Below are 22,942 nucleotides of genomic sequence, written 5' to 3'. Positions count from 1 at the left end.
CATTGCCAGTCATGTTCTTTTACCATTGCTGCATCTTTCACGTCCCCCTGGTTAAAGCTCTGCAAAATCCCCGCGTTTTCCGGTAAAATCGCCTTTATCACTCATATTTTTTGGTTTGCCCCCTGTCGTTTTGCGAAGGCGCGCTGAGCCGCTATCTGTTTACCAGCCTGGATTAACTATGCAAAAAGTTGTACTTGCCACCGGTAACCCCGGAAAGGTTCGCGAACTGGCCGACCTGCTGGCCAAGTTTGGTCTTGATGTTGTCGCGCAGACCGATCTGGGCGTGGAGTCCGCCGAAGAGACCGGCCTGACCTTTATCGAAAACGCCATCCTGAAAGCGCGCCATGCGGCGCAGATTACCAGTCTGCCGGCGATTGCCGACGACTCCGGGCTGGCGGTGGATGCGCTGGGCGGCGCGCCGGGCATCTACTCCGCGCGCTACGCCGGTGAAGACGCCTCCGACCAGCAGAATCTCGACAAGCTGCTGCAGGCGCTGGAAAACGTGCCGGACGGCGAGCGCCAGGCGCAGTTTCACTGCGTGCTGGTCTACGTGCGCCACGCCGCCGATCCGACGCCGCTGGTGTTCCACGGCAGCTGGGCGGGCGAAATTGCCCGCAGCAGCGCGGGCGCGGGCGGCTTTGGCTATGACCCAATCTTCTTTGTGCCGGCGCTGGGCAAAACCGCCGCCGAGCTAAGCAAGAGCGAGAAGCAGGCGGTTTCGCACCGTGGTAAGGCGCTGAAACTGCTGTTGGATGCCATGCAGAATGGTTAATCTGCCTCCGCTCAGCCTGTACATTCACGTGCCGTGGTGCGTACAGAAGTGCCCCTACTGCGACTTCAATTCGCACGCGTTAAAAGGCGAAGTGCCGCACGAAGAGTACGTGCAGCACCTGCTCAACGATCTGGATGCCGACCTGCCGCTGACGGCAGGCCGTGAGGTGAGCACCATTTTCATCGGCGGCGGTACCCCCAGCCTGCTCAGCAGCGCCGCGATGCAGATGCTGCTGGACGGCGTGCGGGCGCGCCTTCCGCTGTCACCAACCGCTGAAATCACCATGGAAGCCAATCCGGGCACGGTGGAGGCTGACCGCTTCAGCGCCTACCAGCGCGCCGGGGTGAACCGTATCTCGATTGGCGTGCAGAGCTTCAGCCCGCAGAAGCTGGAGCGCCTTGGGCGCATTCACGGGCCGGAAGAGGCGAAGCGCGCGGCGAAGCTGGCCGAAGCGCTCGGCCTGCGCAGCTTTAACCTCGATCTGATGCACGGCCTGCCGGACCAGTCGCTGGAAGAGGCGCTGGACGACCTGCGCCAGGCGATTGCCCTTAATCCACCGCACCTGTCGTGGTATCAGCTGACCATAGAGCCGAACACGCTGTTTGCCTCACGGCCGCCGCGCCTGCCGGACGACGACGACCTGTGGGATATCTTTGAACAGGGTCACCAGCTGCTCAGCGCCGCCGGCTACCAGCAGTATGAGACCTCCGCCTACGCCAAACCTGGCTACCGCTGCGAGCATAACCTCAACTACTGGCGTTTTGGCGACTATCTCGGCATCGGCTGCGGCGCGCACGGTAAGCTGACCCAGCCGGATGGCACCATTATCCGCACCACTAAAACCCGCCATCCGCGCGGTTTTATGACCGGTAAATACCTGGATAAGCGTCATGAGGTGGCCGACAGTGAGAAGCCGTTCGAGTTCTTTATGAACCGCTTCCGACTGCTGGAAGCCGCGCCACGTGCCGAGTACCCGCGCTACACCGGGCTGGACGAGCGCAGCGTGCGCCCGCAGCTTGATGAAGCGCTGGCAAAAGGCTACCTGACGGAAACCGCAGAGCACTGGCAGATTACCGAAAAGGGCAAACTGTTCCTTAACTCGCTGCTGGAGCTGTTCCTGACGGAAGAGGAGTAAGGCGTCGCCGCCTTACTTCAGCCCCGCCACCAGCGCCTGGCGCTGACCTTCCAGCACCGTGACCCGGTTACAGACTTCATGGCCGAAGTTCTGGAAGTCCTGCTCCTGGTTGCTCCACTCGGCCTGAATTGCCTGCTGTAAGCCGCCAAGGTTGCCCATAATCGCCTGCAGCGGATTGTCGCCGCCGGTCTGGCGGGTGCCCATCTCGTTGAGACTGTCCTGCACCACGCCACCCATGGCGTTCTGCACCAGCCGTTCACCGTCCTGGCGCACCTGCGCCACCGCCTTATGGTGGAAGGTGAGGCCGTCGCTGCGGTGCTCGATAATGCGGTTCATCTGCTGCTTCAGCTGGCCGTCCAGCGTGGTCAGGCGCTGGCGCACGTTGCTGTTCTGGCCGAGCTTCTGCACGATCACCCGGTCCAGCGCCACCCGCCCCTTCTCCAGCCGCTGCTTCGCGCCGTTATCAATCCACGGCAGGTCACGGCGCAGCGCGTTCTGGTAATCAATCGCTTTCTGCCGCGAGCTGGCGTCAACGCTGAGCGGCTGACCGTTGCGCTGCACGTCGCCACCCGGTGAAATGACCAGGTTACCGCTGGCCCCCACCACCTGAACCTGCTGGGGAGAGATGACGATATCGTCCTGGGGATTAACGCTGCACTGATAGTCAGCCAGAGCCGGGCCGGCGGCCAGCAGCAGTACCGTGGTGATAAGCGCCTTGCGCATAGTGACTTCTCCTTAAAAAAAAGGGCCACGCATGCGTGGCCCTGGCCATCAGCCACCCTGCGGCGAGCGCAGGAGAACTGACGGTGACATGGTCGGATGATTGTTTACTTAGTCATACCAGACGTCAAAAAGTTCGGTCACTTTCACGTCGTTCAGCTTGTGCGCTTCCAGCCACTTAGCGACCAGTTCACGGTGTTCGTCGGTGCACTTACCGGTGTGCTGCATGCAGACCAGGCCTTCCCACTGCAGGTAGCCGCTGGCGTCGAACGCCAGGCCGTTTGGCTCGATCACTTCGGCGATAAACGCATCGAGGGTGGTATCGATGGTTTCATCACTGGTACCTTCGGCAAAGGCAAAACCAACCGAGAAGCCCACTTCCTGGAACTCATCAATATGCATTTTTTTACGAAGACGACGACTGCGCTGTATAGCCATTATTTAACCCTCTCAAACATCAGATCCCAAACACCGTGGCCAAGACGCTGACCACGCTGCTCAAATTTTGTTAACGGCCGCGATTCCGGGCGCGGCACCCAGTTTGCCGTTTCCGACAGATTTTTGTAACCCTCAATGCTGTTCATCACTTCCAGCATGTGCTCAGCGTAGGCTTCCCAGTCGGTGGCCATATGGAATACGCCGCCCGGCTTGAGCTTGCTTTTGACCAGCTCGGCAAAGGGGAGCTGCACGATGCGGCGTTTATTATGCCGCGCCTTGTGCCACGGGTCCGGGAAGAACAGCTGCACCATGCGCAGCGAGTTATCCGGGATCATAGTGTTCAGCACTTCCACCGCATCGTGGCACATCACCCGCAGGTTGCTGACGCCGGCTTCTTCCGCGCTGGCCAGGCAGGCACCGACGCCCGGTGAATGCACTTCAATACCGAGGAAGTTTTGCTGCGGATTGTTAGCGGCCATCGCCACCAGCGAGGCCCCCATGCCGAAACCGATCTCCAGCACCACCGGCCCTTCGCGGCCAAACAGTTCGGTGAAATCTACCGGCTGCGGCTGATACTCCACGCCCATCACCGGCCACAGCGTATCCAGCGCCTGCTGCTGCCCTTTGGTCAGGCGGCCCTGGCGGCGCACAAAGCTGCGGATGCGGCGCATAGCGCGGCCATTTTCATCAAATTCCGGTGAGATAACATCGTTTTTCATGTTTATGCCTGCGGCTGTGCTCTGTATAAAGCGGGCATTATGCCCTCAGGGTGGCAAAACTTAAAGGCCGGCCGATCCTGGCAATCAGTATAGACAGCATTTGGCTGCTTCCCGGCCCGGATTGCATTCCCCGGTAAATAAGGGGTTTTTACTGCGCACCGGGTCAATGCAGCGATTATCCGGTTTACAGCCCCGATTGTCTGTGCTGGAATTCCTGCCTGATTTTTAGAGAAGGTTCGCAGTTCAATGATGCAGGCGTCGCAGTTTTCACAGCAGGTACTGGACTGGTATCAGCGTTTTGGTCGCAAAACCCTGCCGTGGCAGCAGGAAAAAACGCCCTATAAGGTCTGGCTGTCTGAGGTGATGCTGCAACAGACCCAGGTCGCCACGGTGATCCCCTATTTTGAACGCTTTATGGCGCGCTTCCCGACGGTGGCCGATCTAGCCGCCGCGCCGCTGGATGAGGTGCTGCACCTGTGGACCGGACTGGGCTACTATGCCCGTGCGCGCAACCTGCACAAGGCGGCCCAAAAGGTGGTCGAGCAACACGGCGGCCGCTTCCCGGAGACCTTTGAACAGGTCGCCGACCTGCCGGGTATTGGCCGCTCCACCGCCGGCGCGGTGCTGTCGCTCTCCTTAGGCCAGCACTTCCCGATCCTCGACGGCAACGTCAAACGCGTGCTGGCACGCTGCTACGCCGTTGACGGCTGGCCGGGCAGGAAAGAGGTGGAGAAACGCCTGTGGCAGATCGCTGAAGAGGTGACGCCGGCCGTCGGCGTCAGCCAGTTCAATCAGGCGATGATGGATCTTGGGGCGATGGTCTGCACCCGTTCGAAACCGAAATGCGAGCTGTGCCCGGTTAACAGCGGCTGTATCGCTTACGCCCATAACAGCTGGGCCAGATATCCGGGCAAAAAGCCGAAGCAGACCCTGCCGGAGCGCACCGGCTGGCTGCTGCTGATGCAGCAGGGCCAGGACGTCTGGCTGGAGCAACGGCCCCCGGTCGGCCTGTGGGGCGGCCTGTACTGTTTCCCGCAGTTCGCCTGCGAAGAAGAATTACGCCAGATGCTGCGCCGCCGCGGCGTCGACGATCGCCCGTTGCAGCAGATGATCGCCTTCCGCCATACCTTCAGCCATTTTCACCTGGATATCGTGCCAATGTGGCTGGATCTGCCTTCTGCCCGTGCCGCAATGGATGATGGCCCGGGTCTCTGGTATAACTTAGCGCAGCCGCCCGCCGTAGGGCTGGCCGCGCCGGTAGAGCGCCTGTTGCAGCAGCTGCGTCACCCGCAGCAGAGAGCACTGAGCGCACGCGCCACAGAAGAAGAGGAAGAGTAATGAGCCGCACAATTTTTTGCACGTTCCTGCAACGTGATGCCGAAGGGCAGGATTTTCAGTTGTACCCTGGCGACACGGGCAAACGTATCTACAATGAAATCTCGAAAGAAGCCTGGTCGCAGTGGATGACCAAGCAGACCATGCTGATTAATGAGAAAAAACTGAGCATGATGAACCCGGATGACCGTAAGCTGCTGGAGCAGGAGATGATCAAATTCCTGTTCGAAGGCAAAGACGTGCATATCGATGGTTACACCCCGCCAGCAGAATAAGCACCGGGCCCCGCTGAGGGGCTCTTTACACCGTGGGCACTGCACGAAAAGATGAAGAAAAAACTGATAGGTTTGCTGATTATTGCTCCGCTGCTGGTTTCCTGTTCTGGTAAGAAACAGAACACCAACCAGGAAGCCTGGGTGAAAGATACCAACGGCTTTGATATTTTGATGGGACAATTTGCCCACAACATCGAAAATATTTGGGGAATCAACGAAGTTCTGATCGCCGGACCGAAAGATTATGTGAAGTACAGCGATCAATACTATACCCGCAGCCACATCAACTTTGAGGCGGGTAGCATCACCATCGAGACCATCGCGGGTACCGACCCGACCGCCAGCCTGCGCCAGGCGATCGTGACCACCCTGCTGATCGGTGAGGATCCGGGTAACGTCGATCTCTACTCCGACGCTAACGACATTCAAATCAGTAAAGAACCGCTGCTCTACGGCCAGGTGCTGGATAATACCGGCCAGCCGATCCGCTGGCAGGGCCGCGCGGGCACCTTTGCTGACTACCTGATCCAGAACAAGCTGAAGCGCCGCACCTCCGGCCTGCATGTGATCTGGTCGGTAACCATTCCGATGGTGCCGAACCACCTCGACAAGCGTGCGCATAAGTATCTGCCGCTGGTGCGCCAGGCGTCCGAGCGCTACGGCGTCGATCAGTCACTGATTCTGGCGATCATGCAGATCGAGTCGAGCTTCAACCCCTATGCGGTCAGCCACGCCGACGCGCTGGGCCTGATGCAGGTGGTGCAACACTCCGCAGGGGTGGACGTATTCCGGATGAAGGGTAAATGGGGTAAACCGAGCCGCAGTTATCTGCTGGATCCGGAAAACAACATCGACGCCGGTACCGCCTATCTGTCGCTGCTGCAGGGCACCTACCTGAGTGGCATCAGCAATACGACATCGCGCCGCTATGCGGTGATCACCGCCTACAACGGCGGTGCCGGTAGCGTACTGCGGGTGTTCTCCAGCGATAAGGATCAGGCGTTTAACCGCATCAACAACCTGTCGCCGGCGGAGGTTTATCAGCGGTTGACCAACAACCATCCTTCTGCCGAGTCCCGTCGTTACCTCTACAAGGTTAACAACGCGCAGAAGAGCTATCACCGCTACTAACCCTCCCCCGGGAAACGTCCCGGGGATCGGCAGGCCGGTATGACGCCCGTCATCCCGGCCTGCCGGTTACGAAGCCACGGCGACCAGGCCGCCGTTACCCTCACCGAGGCGCAGATTATCGGTTTCACCCTGCAGTTCATACACCTGGTGCTTCAGTGATTCCGAGGACGCCGACAGCGCACCAACCAGAGAAACATTACTCTGCGTCACCCCTTCCAGTTCAGACAAAGCAACATTAATTTGTTCGATACCTTTTTCCTGTTCATCAATGGATATCAGCATCTGTTCCATCAAGCTGTTAACATTGGCTGAGTTAGAAACAATGTCCAGCATGTTTTTCTCTGCATCCGACACCAGCTCCACACCCTGACGGATGTTTTTGTTGGTTATCTCAATCAGCGATTTGATATTTTTTGCCGATTCCGAACTTTTATGGGCAAGGTTTCTTACCTCGCTGGCCACCACCGCAAATCCCCGCCCATGTTCACCCGCCCTGGCCGCTTCAACGGCCGCATTAAGCGAAAGAATATTGGTTTGAAAAGCGATACTGTCAATCATGCCGATAATTTCATTCATCCTTCCGGCACAATCCATAATCGAGGTCATATTGCTCGTCAGATTTTTCATCAACTCGCCGCCGCGATCGGCAGAGGTATGTGACTGACTGGTAAAGCTTTTAAGCTGACGGGTATTCTCGACGTTGTTTTTGGTTCCGGCAGAAATCTGTTCCATGCTGGAGGCCGTCTGCATCAACATCGCTGACTGTTGCTCGGTTTTCGAGGAGAGGCTGGCGCTCTGGTTCTCCAGCGTTTCTGATAAAACAAATACTGATTTCGACGATGCGCGAATATTACTGACCAGATGGCAGAGCTTATCAGAAAGCTTGTTGATGCCTGAATTCAGCCGGCCGGCACAGTTGTTGCCAAACTCAGGGATCTTCAGCGATATCTCGCCAGCATTAATATTGTCTATCGCCACTTTTACCTGGGTAATCGGTACCACCAGATACACGGTGAGATAGACCCACAGGCCAATCAGCAACAGCAAACCTAACCCGTTAAAGAGGTAAAAAGCCGATGCTTCCCGCACAAAAAAGTAGAAAGTGACGTTAACCACCATCAAAAATATCAACAGAAATACAGCGACAAGCGTTCTCACACTGGTGTTTTTGAACATTCTTCATCCCGCCTTATGTTTCGATGACCTTTCCATTTATCTACCATTTGTGCGGGAAGTCTACCGGGCAGAACAAAAAACAACCAACAGCGAACTTAACACAAATTACCGATATTAAACGCCAGTTAACGGGTGGTTTATGGCGTTCATAAAACGTTGAGCATCCGCGCCTCTGCGACCTCCCCCGGACCAATCAAAAACCGGGCTTATTAATAGCTGATAAAAATCAGCAGGTTTCAGCCATCGTGCAGACCAGTTTCCCACAACCTTTTGCCCGGTAGCACACTATCCGCGGGTGATTCGTCATATCAGTAAAAGCACTAAATCAGTCACTAAACTTTAGTATCTGCAATTTAAGAAAAACAGATAAAAACAACGAACTTCCTCACTTTCTTTACGAAAAGACGAAAATATAACAATAAACAGTTGATTAATTTGAGTTAAGATCGAGAATGGTTAAGTAGCAAGCAGAGGTTGTGTTGTTCACCATCACTTCAGCACCCAATCAATTGTTCAATAAAATGAATGAAAAGATCATGCGTGATATTCTGCTGAACGTGACTGACGGGAGAGAGGGTAAGCGCTGCTCCTGAAATCAACACTGGCAAACGGTGACAGGGCTGCCGGTACTATTCTCATACCGTAACAACTGTAAAGATGAGGTTATCGTGGAGCAAAGGGATCAGGCTAATGTGTTGAAACTGACATCAACACGGACAAGAACACGTCGCTTACTGATTGAAACCGCAATGAGGCTGTTTGACAGCGATGTTTTTCCATCTATCACCGAAGTGGCTCAGGAGGCACAGCTGTCACGCGCCACCGCCTATCGCTATTTTCCTACCCAGAGCGCGCTGGTCTCGGCGGCAATGACGGAAATCCTTGGCCCGATAACCAGCTGGCAACCCAAATCGCAGGATGCCTCCTCGCGCGTTGACGAACTGCTGGGTTTTGCCTTCCCGCGGATGCTGCAGCATGAAGGTACCCTGAGGGCGGCCCTGCACCTTTCACTCAGCCAGTGGGCGCAGGCGCGTTCTGCTAACCCGATTCCGCTTAAGGAACGGCTGGTACGAGGTAACCGTAAGGCGTCACTGGTGCAGGCGCTTGAGCCGCTAAAAAAAGAGATGCCCGCCCCGCTGGTCGAACGTGTATTACGCGCTTTATCACTGGTTTACGGATCGGAGATTTTTCTGGTGATGAAGGATATCTGGGGCTGCAATAACGATGAGCTGCAGGACATGAGTAAGTGGATCGCTAACGCTATTCTGCGCCAGGCACGCGAAGAGGCTCAGGTGGCGGCCGGGTAAAACCCGCGCCCGGAGCAGTACAAACAGGTGAAGCACGGCAACAGGGCGATAAACGCCCTGTTGCTGCCTGCGTGTTACCCGCCACTTAACGGGACAATACATAGCCCTGCAGACGCTTAACGCCCTGCGCATCGGTATCCACATACACGCCCTGCAGCTCGGGTGAGAAGCCCGGCAGCAGGTTGAGCCCCGCTTCCAGTGCGAGGAAGTAGCGCTGCACCGCTCCGCCCCACACTTCCCCCGGCACCACGCACAGTACGCCCGGCGGGTACGGCAGCGCGCCTTCAGCCGCAATCCGTCCTTCAGCCTCGGCAATCGCCACCAGCTCGACGTTGCCACGAATAAATTCGCTGTTAGCATCCTGCGGGTTCATCGCCACCGTCGGCAGACTGTGCTGACGGAACATCGCCTTCTGCAGATCTTTCACGTCGTGATTCACGTAGAGATCGTGCATCTCCTGACACAGGCGGCGCAGCGTGTAACCCGCGTAGCGCACCGCGTTTTTACGGTAGATGGTCGGCAGCACGTCGCGCAGCAGCGCATCTTCTTTAATATGCTGCTCAAACTGCGCCAGCTTCGCCACCAGCCGTGCCATCTTCTCCACGCTCTCCGCCGGGGTCAGCAGGAACAGGATCGAGTTAAGGTCGCACTTCTCCGGTACCACGCCGTTTTCCCGCAGGTAGTTGGCGAGAATGGTCGCCGGAATGCCGAAGTCGGCGTATTTACCGCTGGCGGCATCGATCCCGGGCGTGGTCAGCAGCAGTTTGCATGGATCGACCAGATACTGATCCTGCTCATAGCCGGCAAACCCGTGCCAGCGGGCACCGGGTTCGAAGCTGAACCAGCGCGGATCGCTGGCGATGGTCGCCGTGGGCGCATCCTGCCACGGCAGGCCATCAACCTCAGCGGGGATAAACGGTCGGATCAGCTCACAGCGGGCGAGGATCGCTTTACGTGCATCAATGCCCAGCACCACGCACTCGTGCCACAGGCGGCGACCGGCCTCGCCCTGATGCATTCTGGCGTTAATATCCAGCGCGGCAAACAGCGGGTAGAACGGGCTGGTGGAGGCGTGCAGCATAAAGGCGTTATTCAGCCGCTTGTGCGGGCAAAAACGCGGCTGGCCGCGCAGATGGTTATCTTTCTTGTGGATCTGCGAAGTCTGCGAGAAGCCCGCCTGCTGCTTGTGTACCGACTGGGTAACAAAAATTCCCGGATCGGACGGCTTAAGATCGAGCAGCAACGGCGAGCAGGCCTCCATCAGCGGAATAAACTGCTCATAGCCGACCCACGCCGAGTCAAACAGAATGTAGTCACACAGGTGGCCAATGCTGTCGACCACCTTACGCGCGTTATACACCGTGCCGTCGTAAGTGCCCAGCTGGATAATCGCCAGCCGGAACGGCCGCTCCAGCTCTGCGCGCTCCGGGGCCACTTCACGGATCTGCTCACGCAGATACGCTTCATCGAAGCAGCGCGCATCGATGCCGCCGATAAAGCCAAACGGGTTTCGCGCGGTTTCCAGATAGACCGGCGTGGCGCCGGCCTGAATCAGCGCGCCGTGATGGTTAGACTTGTGGTTATTGCGGTCAAACAGCACCAGGTCACCGCGGGTCAGCAGCGCGTTGGTCACCACCTTGTTGGCGCTGGAGGTACCGTTAAGCACAAAGTAGGTTTTATCGGCGTTGAACACCTTCGCGGCAAACTTCTGCGCGTGCTTGGCCGATCCTTCGTGGATCAGCAGGTCACCGAGCTTGACGTCGGCGTTGCACATATCGGCGCGAAACAGGTTCTCACCGAAGAAATCGTAGAACTGCCGACCCGCCGGGTGCTTCTTAAAGAACGCCCCGCCCTGGTGGCCGGGGCAGGCAAAGGTGGTGTTATCCATCGCCACGTATTTGGTCAGCGTCCGGAAGAACGGCGGCAGCAGGTTAGCCTGGTAAGCGGAGGCCGCTTTTTCCAGCAGCGTGGCGTCATCATCATCCCCGGTCAGCAGGCCGTCAGCCTGCGGCAGATCGTCAGCCTGTGACGCATCATCCAGCGCGATAAACACCGGCAGTTCAAAACCGGTGCGCTTAAGCAGCGTCAGGATGCCGCTGCGCGAATCGGAGACAGAGACCACCACCGCGGCAACGTCGGTGAAGTCGGTGTTATCCAGCGTAACGACTTCGCGCCCGGTGCGCAGGTGGATAGCGACGGTGGTACTGGCTGCAATTTTCAGTGGGGTCATAACGCTAATCCTCAGGCGTCAAGGATAAGGGTGCCGGAGCACATTACAGGAACGCAGGCGATGCGCCGCACTCCCGACGAAGAGTCAGGCCTGGTGAGCAGAACGGAGTCCGGCTGCAACCGAAAGGCATGAGTAAAATCAGAACGGGTCTGTTCTTAATGATGGCCAACGGTTAAGCGTAAGAAAGCCTCACCGCACGGTGAGAGAGTGTATCGATAACGTGTGACAAATGGAGGGCAGCCGCGTGCGCAACATCGGCAGATGTTGGCTGCAGGTACTGACTGGCAGCAGTAAACCTTGCATGGCGACGGCCTCTAAAAAAGGGGATGGAACGGCAAAATTTGCGCAATCATGGCATTTTTTACCGGCAGGTTCAACCCATGCGACGTGGTGAGTTATGCAAAAATATTGCCAAAAAATTCACTTTAGCCGGTGGCTGAACTGGCGTAATGCACCCGGTTTCGCCCGGCGTGTTTTGCCGCGTACAGCGCCACGTCAGCCTCGGCGTACAGCTGTTCAAAACGGCTGTGCTGCCCGCCCCAGCTGACGCCGAGGCTGACCGTCACCAGCCGCTCAGGCAGCACCGACAGCGGCGACATATTCAGCGAGGCGTGAATATAGCCCGCCACCACGCCCGCCTGCCCCAGCGTCGCCCCCGGCAGCAGGATGGTAAACTCTTCGCCGCCAACGCGGCCAACGCTGCCGCTGGCCGGTACCGAACGTTCAATACGGCGGATCAGCTCACCGATTACCGCATCGCCGGTCGGGTGACCCCAGGTGTCGTTAATCACCTTAAAGTGATCGATATCCAGCAGGATCAGCGCCGCTTCATCCTGCAGCAGCGCGCTGCTGATGCGGTTGATAATGGCGCTGCGGTTATACACGCCGGTGAGCGGGTCGTGGCTGGCTTCATACTCCAGCCGCTGCGCCAGTTCACGCAGCTGTTCATTCAGCAGGGTCAGCTCGCGTTCGGCACGGTCGCTGCGCGAGATCACCCGCCATGATTCGCGCATCAGCCGCTGATAGTGACCGTTCAGCTCCAGCAGGGCGCTGCGGTAGGTTTCGGCGTCGCGGCCTGGCTGCGCGGCGACCTCCCGCGAGCGCTCAAGAAGGGCATTTTCATCCGTGAACAGCTCGGCCAGGCCGCTCATCCCGCTTCCCCCGGGTGGAAAATCACCTCTAGCGCCGGGAAATCGACGCTCAGCTCCTGACCAAACTCTTCCGCCACGTCATCTTCCGCGTCGTAATACCAGTGCAGCTCTGTCGGCTGCCTCCCCTCCGCCACGCCGTTCAGCAGCGCAAACAGCCCGAACAGCATCTTGGTGCTGGAGCTGTTGAAGTAGCTCAGCGACACGTGAATGCTCAGCATCGGCTGCGGCTGCGGCTGCTCTGCCCAGCCCTCCACCGCGGCCAGCAGCGGGCGGTAAAAGGCCGCCGCGTTCTCCGGCCAGGACTCGCCGCTCAGCGACAGCCTTCCGGCGGAAAAATCAAACTCAACGGCCGGCGTGGTCGCCGTCGCCGGAATCGAAATTGTGTGCATAGTCAGACGGTTCCCCGTTTAAAGTATCGCCTTCAGCCAGAACGCGGAGAGATCCGTCGATTCCACCCGGCGAAAAGTAAACTCCAGCGGCTGGCTGGCATCGCGCGCCAGCGTCAGTAACCCGACGTGCGCCCCTTTACTCCAGGCCGGACTTTCGCTTTGTAGCGCGTGTTTATAAGCCGCCTTAATCTCTGCCGCATCCATCGCGAGGATCTCTTCCAGGCAGCGGGTCAGCCTCGCGGCCTCGTCGCTGCGGATCAGGTTTGCGCTCTCACAAACGTAGCGCCCGTCACGGGTGCCGACGCAGATGGCCCCAAAACGCAGCTCGTCGTTGTCGCGGCACAGCGCGCGGCTGTCCGACGAGTAGCGCATGATGTTCTGCACCATCTCAACAAAGGTGGAGAACAGCCGGCGGCGCAGTGGAAACGAGGCTTCATGCTTCTCCAGATAGAGGCGGATCACTTCACCCATCGCCACCACCCCTGGCTGCGAAAAAAAACCGGTGTAGTGCAGTGCCACCGCGTCGTGTGGCGTATCCGCCAGCAGGCGGCTAAGGATTACATCGCTGGTTATCATGCTCGTTGCCCCGCGGCCCTGGTTACTCAGTATCGAAAGCCTAAAAAGGTCATATCATCACGCCGCGGCTGGTGCCCCTGCCAGCCGGCGTATGCCGCTTCTACCGCCTGCATCAGTTCGCTGGCCGGGCGGTGGCGATGGGTTTCCAGCAGCTGCTGAATGCGTTTACGGCCAAACATAATGTTGCGATCGCCGCCAACCTGATCGCTCAGGCCATCGGTGAAGGTAAAAATCAGGTCGCCGGGGCGCAGCGGCCGCTCGTGACGCGTCCACTGGTAGTCGGCCGGGGTATCGGTGTAGCCGACGCCCATCCGGTCACTGCTCAGCCAGCAGGGTTCGCCGCCGTCCGCCGCCAGCACCAGCGCCGACAGACGTGCACCGGCCCAGATCAGCCGCTGCTGCGCGTTATCGATAAACAGCACCAGCGCGTCGCAGCCGTCGTTGGACAGCGAAGTCTGCTGCGCCGCCTGCTGCTGCCCCAGCGTCTGCTTGATGTAGCCGTTGATCTGCTGCAACAGCAGATCGGGCTGGTCCGGTCCACAGCGGGTCAGCGCTTTTTCCAGCGCCGACGAGAGGATCACCGTCATAAAGGCACCGGGCACGCCGTGACCGGTGCAGTCACCCATCAGCAGCAGCCAGCCGTGCGTAAAGGGCTTAAAGGCATAGTAATCTCCGCCGACGCAGTCGCGCGGCTGCCAGCACAGGCAGCTGTCCCGCAGCTCGCGGCTTAACAGACGTCGCGACTGGTCGAGCATCGCTTCCTGGATCACCCGCGCGTACTCAATGCTCTGCATAATCTGCCGGTGCTGCTCCGCCTGCAGCCCGGAGACGGTCTTAATCAGATCGATACCCAGCCCCATGCCGATATAGTCGCCGTTATCGGTGAGGATAAAGCCGTCGGTCAGCGACTTATCACCGGAGGCGACCATCTGCTGCGCGACGTTTTCCAGCGTGCTTTCGGCATCGATCACCAGCGGACTTTTGTCCATAAAGGCGATGCAGCTTTTACGATCGTAGAGTTCGTGAAAGAAGGGACGGGCCATCTGCGACAGAAACAGATGGCGGTTGATTAAACCAAACGGCCTGCCCTCTTCCACCACCGGCAGCGCGATCAGCCCGTGGTGCCCGGCAAACAGCGCCATCACCGTCAGATTATCGCTTTCCGGCGAAACAACGGGCACGCGAATGCACAGCTCACGCGCGGTGTGCGGGCGCGTAGCCGGGCGGCGAGGGTCAGTGTTACCTGGTGCTAAGTCCATGATCTGTTGCCGGTTGAACAAAGTGAGCACAGCCTGGCAGGCAAATGTGACACTTTTATATCAGCACGGAAGAAAGTCGGGATTTACCCCGTTTATGCCGCCCTAACACCGAACGTCAGCAGATAAGAGGGAAAAGCATAAGAATCGCACCTTCTGAGCAAAAAGAGTGCAAACGGTCGCCTTTTACAAAGAAACCCGTTGACGCCCTGCGCCGGTTACGGTTTAATGCGCCCCGTTGCCCGGATAGCTCAGTCGGTAGAGCAGGGGATTGAAAATCCCCGTGTCCTTGGTTCGATTCCGAGTCCGGGCACCACTATTTAAAGAAACCAGCCTATGGCTGGTTTTTTGCTTTCTGTCGTCTGCAAGGCAGAGATATACCATCCTGCATCTGCCCGCATTATGCTTTTATCATTGTTTCCTGCCAGATTTTTACGAATTCTCCCTGTAGCGCAGGTATTGAAGTCTTCCCAGGTAATCCACAAAACACGATTTCCAGAATCAATCTTATACGCACAGTGCTACCCTGCCTTTTGGCTAATTGCTGAACACTTACGCCAGGTATATACTCACAGTATGTCTTACAGAGGGGATGTATCATGAAACACCGCGTTAGCGTTACCGTAGACAAAGACCATTATCAGGTGCTTAGTGCTGCGGGGATCAACATCTCCGGGCTGGTGAACGAGGCAATTGGCAGGGAAGCTCGCCGCATCAAGGCTGAAGAGTGGAAAAAGGAAAACCGTGAGGGAATGGAGGAAGTCGCCCGATTCATCGCACACAATGGCTCTTTTGCGGATGAAAACAGGAACTGGTGATCATGCAGTTCATTCTTTACGAATACAGGCGAATCAGCCACTACAAAATGTTTGTCGATGTGCAAAGTGACATTGTCGAGACGCCGAAACGGCGGATGGTCATTCCACTGACAGAAGCACATCATCTTTCTGAGAAAGTGAATAAGACGCTATTCCCTCTGATTCCCGTCAATGGTGAAAATTACAGGCTGATGACAACTGAGCTATCGAGCGTTCCTGTTGACGTCATTGGTGGAGCGATTACCGATCTTGGTGACTACGCGGATGATATTAAGAACGCTATTAATCTTATGTTTTGGGGGATTTGAGGTATTCAAAGAGATCTCCTCCCTATATCGATACCAGTATAAGTCAGAGATCCGGAAATTTTAGGCTGGCCTGCAGGCCTCCTAACGTCACCATCGGCATCATCGGATCCAGTGCGGAAGGTTCAAATCCCAGCCGTTCGTGGCCGCCAGCCCCTTGTGCACTGACTGCTCCCAGCCCTCACCTCAGCTCAAATCCACCTGCTGATGCCCGAAGAACCACGTCACCACAAACCCGGCGATATAAGAGATCGCCACACCGGCCGCATACACCGCCATGCCGGCCCAGATCCCCTGCGCGGAGGTCATCAGCGGCAGCGCCACCAGCCCGGACGGGCCAAAGACGGTATTCAGCCCCACCGGCAGCCCCAGCCAGGCGACCAGGCCGATAAAGAAGCCGCCGCAGGCGCCGCCGATACAGGCGGTAACGAACGGCTTCACCCGCGGCAGCGTTACCGCGTAGATCAGCGGCTCCCCTACCCCCAGCAGACCGGGAATAATCGCCCCCTTCACCTGGTTGCGCAGCACGGATCCTTTTGCAGAACGGCAGTAGAGCGCCAGCGCCGCGCCGACCTGGCCGCCGCCGGCCATCGCCAGAATCGGGAACAGCGAGTTAAAGCCCTGCGCATCCATCAGCGCAAAGTAGACCGGGATAAAGCCCTGATGCACGCCGAACACCACCGCAATCAGAAACAGCCCGGCGAGAATGGCGGTGCCGAACGGATTGCCGTTGAGGTGCAGGAACAGCCACGACATGCCCTTAAACAGCTCGCCGCCGATCGGCATAATCAGTGTAAAGGTCAGCGCGCTGGTGATCAGCAGCGTCAGCGTCGAGGTAAGGATCATATCCAGGTTGTCCGGGATCACCTTACGCAGCTGGCGCTCCACCCAGGCGCCGAGAATGGCGGCCAGCAGTACGCCGATAATATTGCCGCGCGGATCGATGGGTAAACCGAAGAAGTTATCGGTGCCGGAGAAGGTGCCGGTGGTGGCTGCCGGGTTGTAGCCGAGCAGGAACAGCGCGGCGATAATCGCACCGTTGACGCCGGAGCCGCCAAACGCCTTCTGCGCGTTATAGCCAATCAGGATCGGCAGGAAGGTAAACAGCCCCTTCCCGAACAGCTTCATCCAGGCAACGATATGCACCACGGTGGCGTTGCGTTCGCTCTCCGCCACGCCGGCCAGCATCCCCTGCTCGATTAAGGTCGCGAAGCCCAGCAGCATCCCGGCGGCGATAAACCCCGGGATCAGCGGCGTAAAGATGGTGGCAAATTTAGCGAGGAACTGGTGCACCGCGCTGGTCTGCTTCGCCTTTATTTTCCGTTTAGTGTCACCGGCCAGCGCCGCTGCGCTCAGCGGTTCACCGCCCGTTGCCGGGGTGCCGTCCTCGCCCCTGCCCCCTGCGGTGCCGTCATCCCCCTCTGCCAGCAGCGCGTTCATCATCTCCGCGGCGGTCTGCGCCTTGCCAGGGCCGAGGATAATCTGCAGCTGGTCGTCGCTGTTGATCACCCCTAACACGCCCGGCAGCGCCTTGAGCTTATCCCGCCGGACTAACCGATCGTCACTGAGCGTCAGACGCAGGCGGGTCATGCAGTGGCCACAGAGGCGGATATTATGCTTGCCGCCTGTCAGCAGCAGAATGTCTGCCATAAGCTGCGGGTTGATCTTCGCCATTATTTACTCTCCGTTTATACCCGATCGCCGGATGTTAACAGCCAATCCCCACGTCAGTTCTGCCCGTTGCAGGCTGACCGGGGGCTAAACGTCGTCTGATGTTCTCACTGAGATCGTTTTACGATATGAGTTACCGGCACCCACACATTAATGGAATAATTGATTATCAAAAACAAAAAATAAAGGAATATTTTATTCATCCGCAAGAATTTGTGAACTGTACGCGGATCCTTCGTTAGCTGACGGGCTAAGCAGTCAGTGCCCTGTGACCAGGATACCCCACACGCCCGTAAGCACCTCCCGTGCTCAAAACCGGGTCCCGATTAGCCTGCGGGCCGGGGCGCTCCGGTTTCGTAGCAAAGCTCACCTTATCACCGGCAGGTTTCAACTATCATCCGCAAAACTTACAGGGATGAACGATGGCCAATTACACACTGCGTCAGCTGAGGTATTTCGTCACCACGGTGGAGTATGGCAGCGTGGCGGAAGCGTCGCGCAGGCTGTTTATCGCCCAGCCTTCTGTCTCAGCGGCGATCAAAACGCTGGAGGATAACTTTGGCGTGCAGCTGCTGATCCGCCACCACGCGCAGGGCGTCTCGCTAACCCCTTCCGGCAGCCGTTTTCACCGCAGGGCGGTAAAGCTGCTGCGGATGGCCCATGAGTTTGAACAGAACGCGCTGGCGGATAGCGATAGTGTGGCGGGTAAAGTTGACGTCGCCTGCTTTGAAACCGTGGCACCGCTGATTCTGCCGAGGCTGATCTGCGGTTTCAAAGCGCGCTATCCCGGCGTGGAGGTGATGATCCGCGACGGCGAGCAGGATGAGCTGCTACAGGGGGTCGCCACCGGCCGCTTTGACCTGGCGCTGCTGTATCAGCATGAGCTGGGCGACACCCTGACCATTGAACCGCTGGTTGCGCCGAGAAAGCCCTATATTCTGCTGCCTGCGAACCACCCGCTGGCAGCACGGCGCGAAGTGTCGCTGACCGATCTCGCCACTGAGCCGATGGTGCTGCTGGACGTACTGCCCAGCCGCAACTACTTTATCAGCCTGTTCACCCGGGCCGGTATCACACCGAATATTGTCTTCAGCTCCCCCTCCCTTGAGCTGGTGCGCGGCATGGTCGGCTGTGGTGCCGGCTTTGCCGTTCTGGTTACCCGGCCAGGCGGCGACCGCAGCTACGATGGCCAGCCGCTGGCGGTGGCAGAACTGCAGGATGAGGTGGAAGGCTCTGCCCTGGCCGCCGTCTGGCTGGCGGACGGGCGGCTGACCAAACCGGCTGAGCTGTTCGTGGCCTTCTGCAAGTCTGAGCTGCCGGGAATGCTGTAACTGTGTGTTAAACATACTAACGTGGTTGTGCGTGGGTTGGGTCACCGGTCAACTTATGTAACGGGGGTATGAAAGGCCACCGCAGGGGTAGCCAGCGCAGAGCATTAACTGCCCGGATCAGGCTCGCCGTGCGGCCTGCGGCGGCGGGCGCTGCGTGCCAGCCGGTAATAGAGTGGTGACGTCACCAGCAGGCCGATAAGCCAGGAGAGATCGGCCCCGTGAACCCAGGCCGCTACCGGGCCGGTATACAGCGGCGTGTTCATAAACGGCAACTGCACCAGAATGCCGATGGCATAAGCCAGCAGCGCCTGCGGGTTGTAGCGGCCGTAGATCCCGCCATCGGCCTGGAAAATAGCGCTGATGTCGTACCGGCCCTGGTGAATGGCGTAGAAGTCGATCAGGTTTATCGCGGTCCAGGGCACCAGAACCACCAGCAGTGCCAGCACCAGGTTCACGAAATGGCCGATAAAATCCGTCGAGGCAAAGAGCGCCGCGACCGAACAGCCCGTCAGGGCGATGACCGACAGCACCGAGCGGCTTTTACCGCCGGGGATCCAGCGCCAGAAAAAGGTCTGCACCAGGGTGATAACCGACATCACTGCGCCATACAGATTCAGCGCGTTATGGCTGATAACGCTCAGCATAAACAGCACCAGCATCAGCGGCCCGATGGCCCCGGTGGCTATCCTGACGGCATCCATGGTCCCGGCCCCTGCGGGAACGGCCAGCACCGCGACGGCGCCAAAAATAAATGACAGGCTCGAGCCGAGCGTTGAGCCAAAATAGGTCGCCCGGAAGGTCGCTGCGACGGGCACTCCGGCAGGCAGATAGCGGGAATAGTCGGAAACATAAGGGGCAAAGGCGATCTGCCAGAGCGCCGCCAGTGATACCGTCGCCAGCCAGCCGTAGAGCGAAAAGCTGCCGCGCGTCAGAAAGTCGGCGCTGTGAATGTGGCTGAAAATATAGCCAAAACCGACAATAATACCGGTGCCCAGCACCCAGCTGGCAATACGGTTAAGCAGATGAATAATGCGGTAGCCAATCATGCCGATAATCCCGGAACCCACGGCGGCAAGAATAATGCCGGCAGGCAAAGGTACGCCGGGGGCAATACCGTGCAGCGATTCACCTGCCAGGACGATATTTGAGGTAAAAAAACCGATATACATCACCCCGGCAATAACCACCACCAGCAGCGCCCCCCGCGAACCGAACTGCGCACGGCTCTGAATCATCTGTGGAATACCCATCTGTGGCCCCTGGGCGGAGTGCAGCGCCATCAGCGCGCCGCCTGCCAGCTGCCCCACAACAATCGCCACAATGCCCCACAGCAAATTCAGATTAAAAACCTGCACGCCAAGTGCACCGGTCACCACCGGCAGCGGCGCGATATTTCCGCCAAACCACAGCGTGAAAAGATCGCGGGTTTTGCCGTGGCGCTCGTTGAGGGGGACAAAGCCAATGGTGTGTTTCTCAAGCAGCGGCGGCGATGTTTCCGTTGTGGACATAGCAGGCTCCGGATTCAGAAAAGTACAAAAAATAGCGGATGCTGGCGCAGCGTTATTGATGGCACCGATCATGCGCAGCGTTTTTTCGCCGGGTAAACCACTATATTTATGGTCAGAAAAAATGAAAAAACTGGGAAGAAGAAGATAGGCTTGTCCATGTTTCACACTTGCTTCATCTCAAACCCGGGTCTCATTGCACCATTTTAGTGCTTTCCCTCCAGGCCTGCCCCCGCTCCGCCCGGTTATCCCCTTGAGCCCACCTGATCCCGCCTGAGCCCACTCCCCCTGGCACACTTTATGCAGCTGATTCTCCGGGCTCCAGGAACAAGGAAGGGATGATGAATAAGAACTATGAAACAGCGCCGCACTTTTATGATGAAATGGTGCTGAGCAATGGACAGTACCGCCCACATTATCGGGAATACTGGCAGTGGCTGCAGCAGGCTGACCGGCAGGCGGTGGCCCGCAAACGTGAAGAGGCAGAGCTGCTGTTTCACCGCCTGGGCATCACCTTTAACGTCTACAACGACGATGGCGGGGCGGAACGCTTAATTCCCTTCGACAGCGTGCCGCGCATTATCCCCGCCAGCGAGTGGGCGATGCTGGATAAAGGCATCCGCCAGCGGGTGCAGGCGCTCAACGCCTTTCTGCACGACATCTACCATGAACAACATATCCTGAAAGCCGGCATCGTCCCCGCCGAACAGGTGCTGGTGAACGACCAGTACCAGCCCTGTATGCAGGGTATCAATCTGCACCGCAATCTGTATGCGCATATCGTCGGGGTGGATATGGTGCGTAACAGCGACGGTGAGTGCTACGTGCTGGAGGACAACCTGCGCACCCCGTCCGGCGTCTCCTACATGCTGGAAAACCGTAAGATGATGATGCGGCTCTACCCGGAGCTGTTCGCCGACCAGCGTATCGCGCCGGTAGAGCGCTACCCGTCGCTGCTGCTGCAGACGCTGCGCGAGAGTTCACCGGTCAACGATCCGGTGGTGGTGGTACTGACCCCTGGCCGTTTCAACAGCGCCTACTTCGAGCACAGCTTCCTCGCCCAGCAGATGGGGGTGGAGCTGGTGGAGAGCGCCGATCTGTTCGTGAAAGACGGCGCCCTGCTGATGCGCACCACGGCCGGCCCCTGCAAGGTGGACGTGGTCTACCGCCGGGTTGATGACGCGTTCCTCGACCCGCTGGCCTTCCGCGCGGACTCGATGCTTGGCGTGCCCGGCCTGCTGTCGGTGTACCGCAGCGGCAACGTGGTGCTGGCCAATGCGATCGGCACCGGCGTCGCGGATGATAAGTCGATCTACCCGTATGTGCCGGACATGGTGCGTTTCTACCTGAATGAAGATCCGATCCTCAATAACGTACCCACCTGGCAGTGTCGCCGCCCGGATGAACTGTCGTGGGTGCTGGCCAACCTTGAACAGCTGGTGGTGAAGGAGGTGCACGGTGCCGGCGGCTACGGCATGCTGATCGGCCCGGTGGCCAGCCGGCAGGAGCTGGCAGACTTCCGTGCGCGCCTGCAGGCCAAACCGCACAACTACATTGCGCAAAACACCCTGGCGCTCTCCACCTGCCCGACCTTTGTTGACCAGGGGCTGGCACCGCGCCATATCGACCTGCGGCCGTTCGCCCTCAGCGGCGCGGAGATCCGGCTGGTCCCCGGCGGGCTGACGCGCGTGGCGCTGACCGCCGGTTCGCTGGTGGTCAACTCGTCGCAGGGCGGCGGCACCAAGGATACCTGGGTTCTGGAGGATGACGCATGCTAAGCCGCACGGCCAGTGGCCTGTACTGGATGGCGCGCTATTTAGAGCGCGCCGAGAATATTGCACGGGTGCTTGACGTCACCCACCGCCTCTCCCTGATGCCGGTACGCGGCAGCCTTAACGATGAGCTGCGCGTGCCGCTGAACCTGACCAACACCAGCGACCTCTACTGGTCGGTCAACGATCGGCTGGCGATGCCGCAGCTGTTCAGCTTTTTTGCCCTCGACGATCGCAACCCCGGCAGCATCTACCACTGCTGGCAGGCCGCGTGGAATAACGCCCATGCGGTGCGCGGCAGCCTCTCTTCCGAACTGTGGGAGAGTATTAACGCCAGCTGGCTGGAGCTGCGCAAACTACGGCGCAGGGGGATCGACGGCGACGGGGCCGACGCCTTCTTTGACTGGGTCAAAGCGCGTTCACACCTGATCCGCGGCGCGATGTTCGGCACGCTGATGCGCGGTGATGCGATGAGTTTTATCCGCCTGGGCACCCTGCTGGAACGGGCCGACTGTACCGCCCGCCTGCTCGACGTCTATCAGTACCTGACCGACGCGGATGATGACACGGTGCGCGAATACTACCGGCTGGATACGCTGCTGCGTTCGGTATCGGCGCGCGAGGCCTATCACACCATCTACAGGCAGCAGCTGGCCGCCGACGGCGTCAATGAGATGCTGATCCTGCGTGAGGAGAGCCCACGATCGCTGCGATCCTGCGTGGAGGAGATCGCCCGCCAGCTCGATCTGATCGGCGGCAGCGGGGACGATCGTCCGCGCTATCTGCTGACGGTGCTGCATGCCCGCCTGCGGTTCAGCAGCTGGCCGTCGCTGCAGAGCGACGGGCTGCACGTCTGGCTGCAACGTTTTCTTGCTGAGCTGGCAGAGATCGCCGACAGCATTCATCACACCTATCTTGAGGCGAAGTAAG

At 58.5% G+C, this 22,942-nt stretch carries 22 protein-coding genes and 1 tRNA gene; 12 read left to right on the top strand and 11 right to left on the bottom strand.

Going from position 1 to position 22,942, the window contains the following annotated elements:
• Nucleotides 1–178 precede the first annotated feature (178 nt).
• Both GKQ23_RS05105 and hemW read left to right on the top strand, forming a co-directional pair.
• Nucleotides 179–772, top strand: a complete 594-nt coding sequence (locus GKQ23_RS05105; RefSeq protein WP_056231757.1) for an XTP/dITP diphosphatase — start codon at nucleotides 179–181, stop codon at nucleotides 770–772.
• A complete protein-coding gene (hemW, locus tag GKQ23_RS05100; RefSeq protein WP_056231755.1) occupies nucleotides 765–1,907 on the top strand; it encodes a radical SAM family heme chaperone HemW in 1,143 nt (380 codons plus the stop codon). The genes GKQ23_RS05105 and hemW overlap by 8 nt, the downstream gene beginning before the upstream one ends.
• 12 nt (nucleotides 1,908–1,919) lie before the next feature.
• Here hemW and GKQ23_RS05095 read toward each other — a convergent pair whose 3' ends face one another.
• The 3 genes from GKQ23_RS05095 to trmB all read right to left on the bottom strand — a co-directional run bounded on the left by GKQ23_RS05095 (nucleotide 1,920) and on the right by trmB (nucleotide 3,784).
• A complete protein-coding gene (locus GKQ23_RS05095; RefSeq protein ID WP_056231752.1) occupies nucleotides 1,920–2,630 on the bottom strand; it encodes a DUF2884 domain-containing protein in 711 nt (236 codons plus the stop codon).
• A gap of 108 nt (nucleotides 2,631–2,738) precedes the next feature.
• Nucleotides 2,739–3,065 (bottom strand): YggL family protein, encoded by a 327-nt coding sequence (locus tag GKQ23_RS05090; protein ID WP_056231750.1) that lies wholly within the window; start codon nucleotides 3,063–3,065, stop codon nucleotides 2,739–2,741.
• A complete protein-coding gene (gene trmB, locus GKQ23_RS05085) occupies nucleotides 3,065–3,784 on the bottom strand; it encodes a tRNA (guanosine(46)-N7)-methyltransferase TrmB (protein WP_056231747.1) in 720 nt (239 codons plus the stop codon). The genes GKQ23_RS05090 and trmB overlap by 1 nt, the downstream gene beginning before the upstream one ends.
• Nucleotides 3,785–4,033: 249 nt before the next feature.
• On the opposite strand from trmB, the gene mutY reads away from it, so the two are divergent.
• From mutY to mltC, 3 genes are read left to right on the top strand one after another with little or no spacing between them, the layout of a single operon-like run.
• Nucleotides 4,034–5,122, top strand: coding sequence for an A/G-specific adenine glycosylase (gene mutY / locus GKQ23_RS05080; RefSeq protein WP_199177618.1), 1,089 nt, complete (start codon nucleotides 4,034–4,036; stop codon nucleotides 5,120–5,122).
• Complete coding sequence (locus GKQ23_RS05075; protein WP_056231741.1) at nucleotides 5,122–5,394, top strand: oxidative damage protection protein; 273 nt, start codon at nucleotides 5,122–5,124, stop codon at nucleotides 5,392–5,394. The genes mutY and GKQ23_RS05075 overlap by 1 nt, the downstream gene beginning before the upstream one ends.
• Before the next feature lie 51 nt (nucleotides 5,395–5,445).
• Nucleotides 5,446–6,525 (top strand): membrane-bound lytic murein transglycosylase MltC, encoded by a 1,080-nt coding sequence (gene mltC / locus GKQ23_RS05070; protein WP_056231739.1) that lies wholly within the window; start codon nucleotides 5,446–5,448, stop codon nucleotides 6,523–6,525.
• A gap of 66 nt (nucleotides 6,526–6,591) precedes the next feature.
• Here mltC and GKQ23_RS05065 read toward each other — a convergent pair whose 3' ends face one another.
• Nucleotides 6,592–7,701: a methyl-accepting chemotaxis protein gene (locus GKQ23_RS05065; protein ID WP_056231736.1), complete on the bottom strand. Its 1,110-nt coding sequence runs from the start codon at nucleotides 7,699–7,701 to the stop codon at nucleotides 6,592–6,594.
• A gap of 668 nt (nucleotides 7,702–8,369) precedes the next feature.
• On the opposite strand from GKQ23_RS05065, the gene GKQ23_RS05060 reads away from it, so the two are divergent.
• Nucleotides 8,370–9,008 carry a TetR/AcrR family transcriptional regulator gene (locus tag GKQ23_RS05060; protein ID WP_212409933.1) on the top strand — a complete coding sequence of 213 codons (639 nt, stop codon included), beginning with the start codon at nucleotides 8,370–8,372 and terminating at the stop codon, nucleotides 9,006–9,008.
• Nucleotides 9,009–9,093: 85 nt separating this feature from the next.
• Here the strand turns inward: GKQ23_RS05060 and GKQ23_RS05055 are convergent, their stop codons facing one another.
• The 5 genes from GKQ23_RS05055 to GKQ23_RS05035 form a co-directional block, all read right to left on the bottom strand.
• The gene (locus GKQ23_RS05055; RefSeq protein WP_212409932.1) at nucleotides 9,094–11,238 is read right to left on the bottom strand and encodes an ornithine decarboxylase; all 2,145 of its coding nucleotides are present in this window, start codon (nucleotides 11,236–11,238) and stop codon (nucleotides 9,094–9,096) included.
• Nucleotides 11,239–11,663: 425 nt separating this feature from the next.
• A complete protein-coding gene (locus tag GKQ23_RS05050) occupies nucleotides 11,664–12,389 on the bottom strand; it encodes a GGDEF domain-containing protein (protein ID WP_212409931.1) in 726 nt (241 codons plus the stop codon).
• Nucleotides 12,386–12,778 (bottom strand): DUF1987 domain-containing protein, encoded by a 393-nt coding sequence (locus GKQ23_RS05045; protein ID WP_212409930.1) that lies wholly within the window; start codon nucleotides 12,776–12,778, stop codon nucleotides 12,386–12,388. The genes GKQ23_RS05050 and GKQ23_RS05045 overlap by 4 nt, the downstream gene beginning before the upstream one ends.
• Before the next feature lie 18 nt (nucleotides 12,779–12,796).
• Entirely contained in the window at nucleotides 12,797–13,354 is a 558-nt protein-coding gene (locus GKQ23_RS05040) for a SiaB family protein kinase (RefSeq protein WP_056231727.1), read from the bottom strand.
• Between the two features lie 26 nt (nucleotides 13,355–13,380).
• A complete protein-coding gene (locus GKQ23_RS05035) occupies nucleotides 13,381–14,613 on the bottom strand; it encodes a SpoIIE family protein phosphatase (protein WP_212409929.1) in 1,233 nt (410 codons plus the stop codon).
• Between the two features lie 237 nt (nucleotides 14,614–14,850).
• On the opposite strand from GKQ23_RS05035, the gene GKQ23_RS05030 reads away from it, so the two are divergent.
• From GKQ23_RS05030 to ccdB, 3 genes are all read left to right on the top strand, one after another.
• Nucleotides 14,851–14,926 (top strand) — tRNA-Phe (locus GKQ23_RS05030).
• Nucleotides 14,927–15,209: 283 nt separating this feature from the next.
• Complete coding sequence (gene ccdA, locus GKQ23_RS05025; protein WP_212409928.1) at nucleotides 15,210–15,428, top strand: type II toxin-antitoxin system antitoxin CcdA; 219 nt, start codon at nucleotides 15,210–15,212, stop codon at nucleotides 15,426–15,428.
• Nucleotides 15,429–15,430: 2 nt separating this feature from the next.
• The gene (gene ccdB, locus GKQ23_RS05020) at nucleotides 15,431–15,736 is read left to right on the top strand and encodes a type II toxin-antitoxin system toxin CcdB (RefSeq protein ID WP_212409927.1); all 306 of its coding nucleotides are present in this window, start codon (nucleotides 15,431–15,433) and stop codon (nucleotides 15,734–15,736) included.
• Between the two features lie 183 nt (nucleotides 15,737–15,919).
• On the opposite strand, the gene murP is transcribed toward ccdB, so the two are convergent.
• Entirely contained in the window at nucleotides 15,920–17,407 is a 1,488-nt protein-coding gene (gene murP, locus GKQ23_RS05015; RefSeq protein ID WP_212409926.1) for a PTS N-acetylmuramic acid transporter subunit IIBC, read from the bottom strand.
• A 419-nt stretch (nucleotides 17,408–17,826) separates the two neighbouring features.
• Here murP and GKQ23_RS05010 point away from each other — a divergent pair, with 419 nt between their 5' ends.
• A complete protein-coding gene (locus tag GKQ23_RS05010) occupies nucleotides 17,827–18,735 on the top strand; it encodes a LysR family transcriptional regulator (protein WP_212409925.1) in 909 nt (302 codons plus the stop codon).
• A 104-nt stretch (nucleotides 18,736–18,839) separates the two neighbouring features.
• On the opposite strand, the gene GKQ23_RS05005 is transcribed toward GKQ23_RS05010, so the two are convergent.
• Entirely contained in the window at nucleotides 18,840–20,243 is a 1,404-nt protein-coding gene (locus GKQ23_RS05005) for a cytosine permease (RefSeq protein ID WP_101505364.1), read from the bottom strand.
• A gap of 338 nt (nucleotides 20,244–20,581) precedes the next feature.
• On the opposite strand from GKQ23_RS05005, the gene GKQ23_RS05000 reads away from it, so the two are divergent.
• Together GKQ23_RS05000 and GKQ23_RS04995 are read left to right on the top strand one after the other, a co-directional pair.
• Complete coding sequence (locus GKQ23_RS05000) at nucleotides 20,582–22,018, top strand: circularly permuted type 2 ATP-grasp protein (protein WP_199177617.1); 1,437 nt, start codon at nucleotides 20,582–20,584, stop codon at nucleotides 22,016–22,018.
• Nucleotides 22,012–22,941: an alpha-E domain-containing protein gene (locus GKQ23_RS04995; protein ID WP_212409924.1), complete on the top strand. Its 930-nt coding sequence runs from the start codon at nucleotides 22,012–22,014 to the stop codon at nucleotides 22,939–22,941. Before GKQ23_RS05000 ends, GKQ23_RS04995 begins: the two co-directional genes overlap by 7 nt.
• Nucleotide 22,942: the final 1 nt, after the last annotated feature.

It is taken from the genome of Erwinia sp. E602 (assembly GCF_018141005.1).
Lineage (GTDB): Bacteria > Pseudomonadota > Gammaproteobacteria > Enterobacterales > Enterobacteriaceae > Erwinia.
Note: the sequence above shows the minus strand (reverse complement) of the source record. Positions and strands in the feature narration are given on the sequence as shown.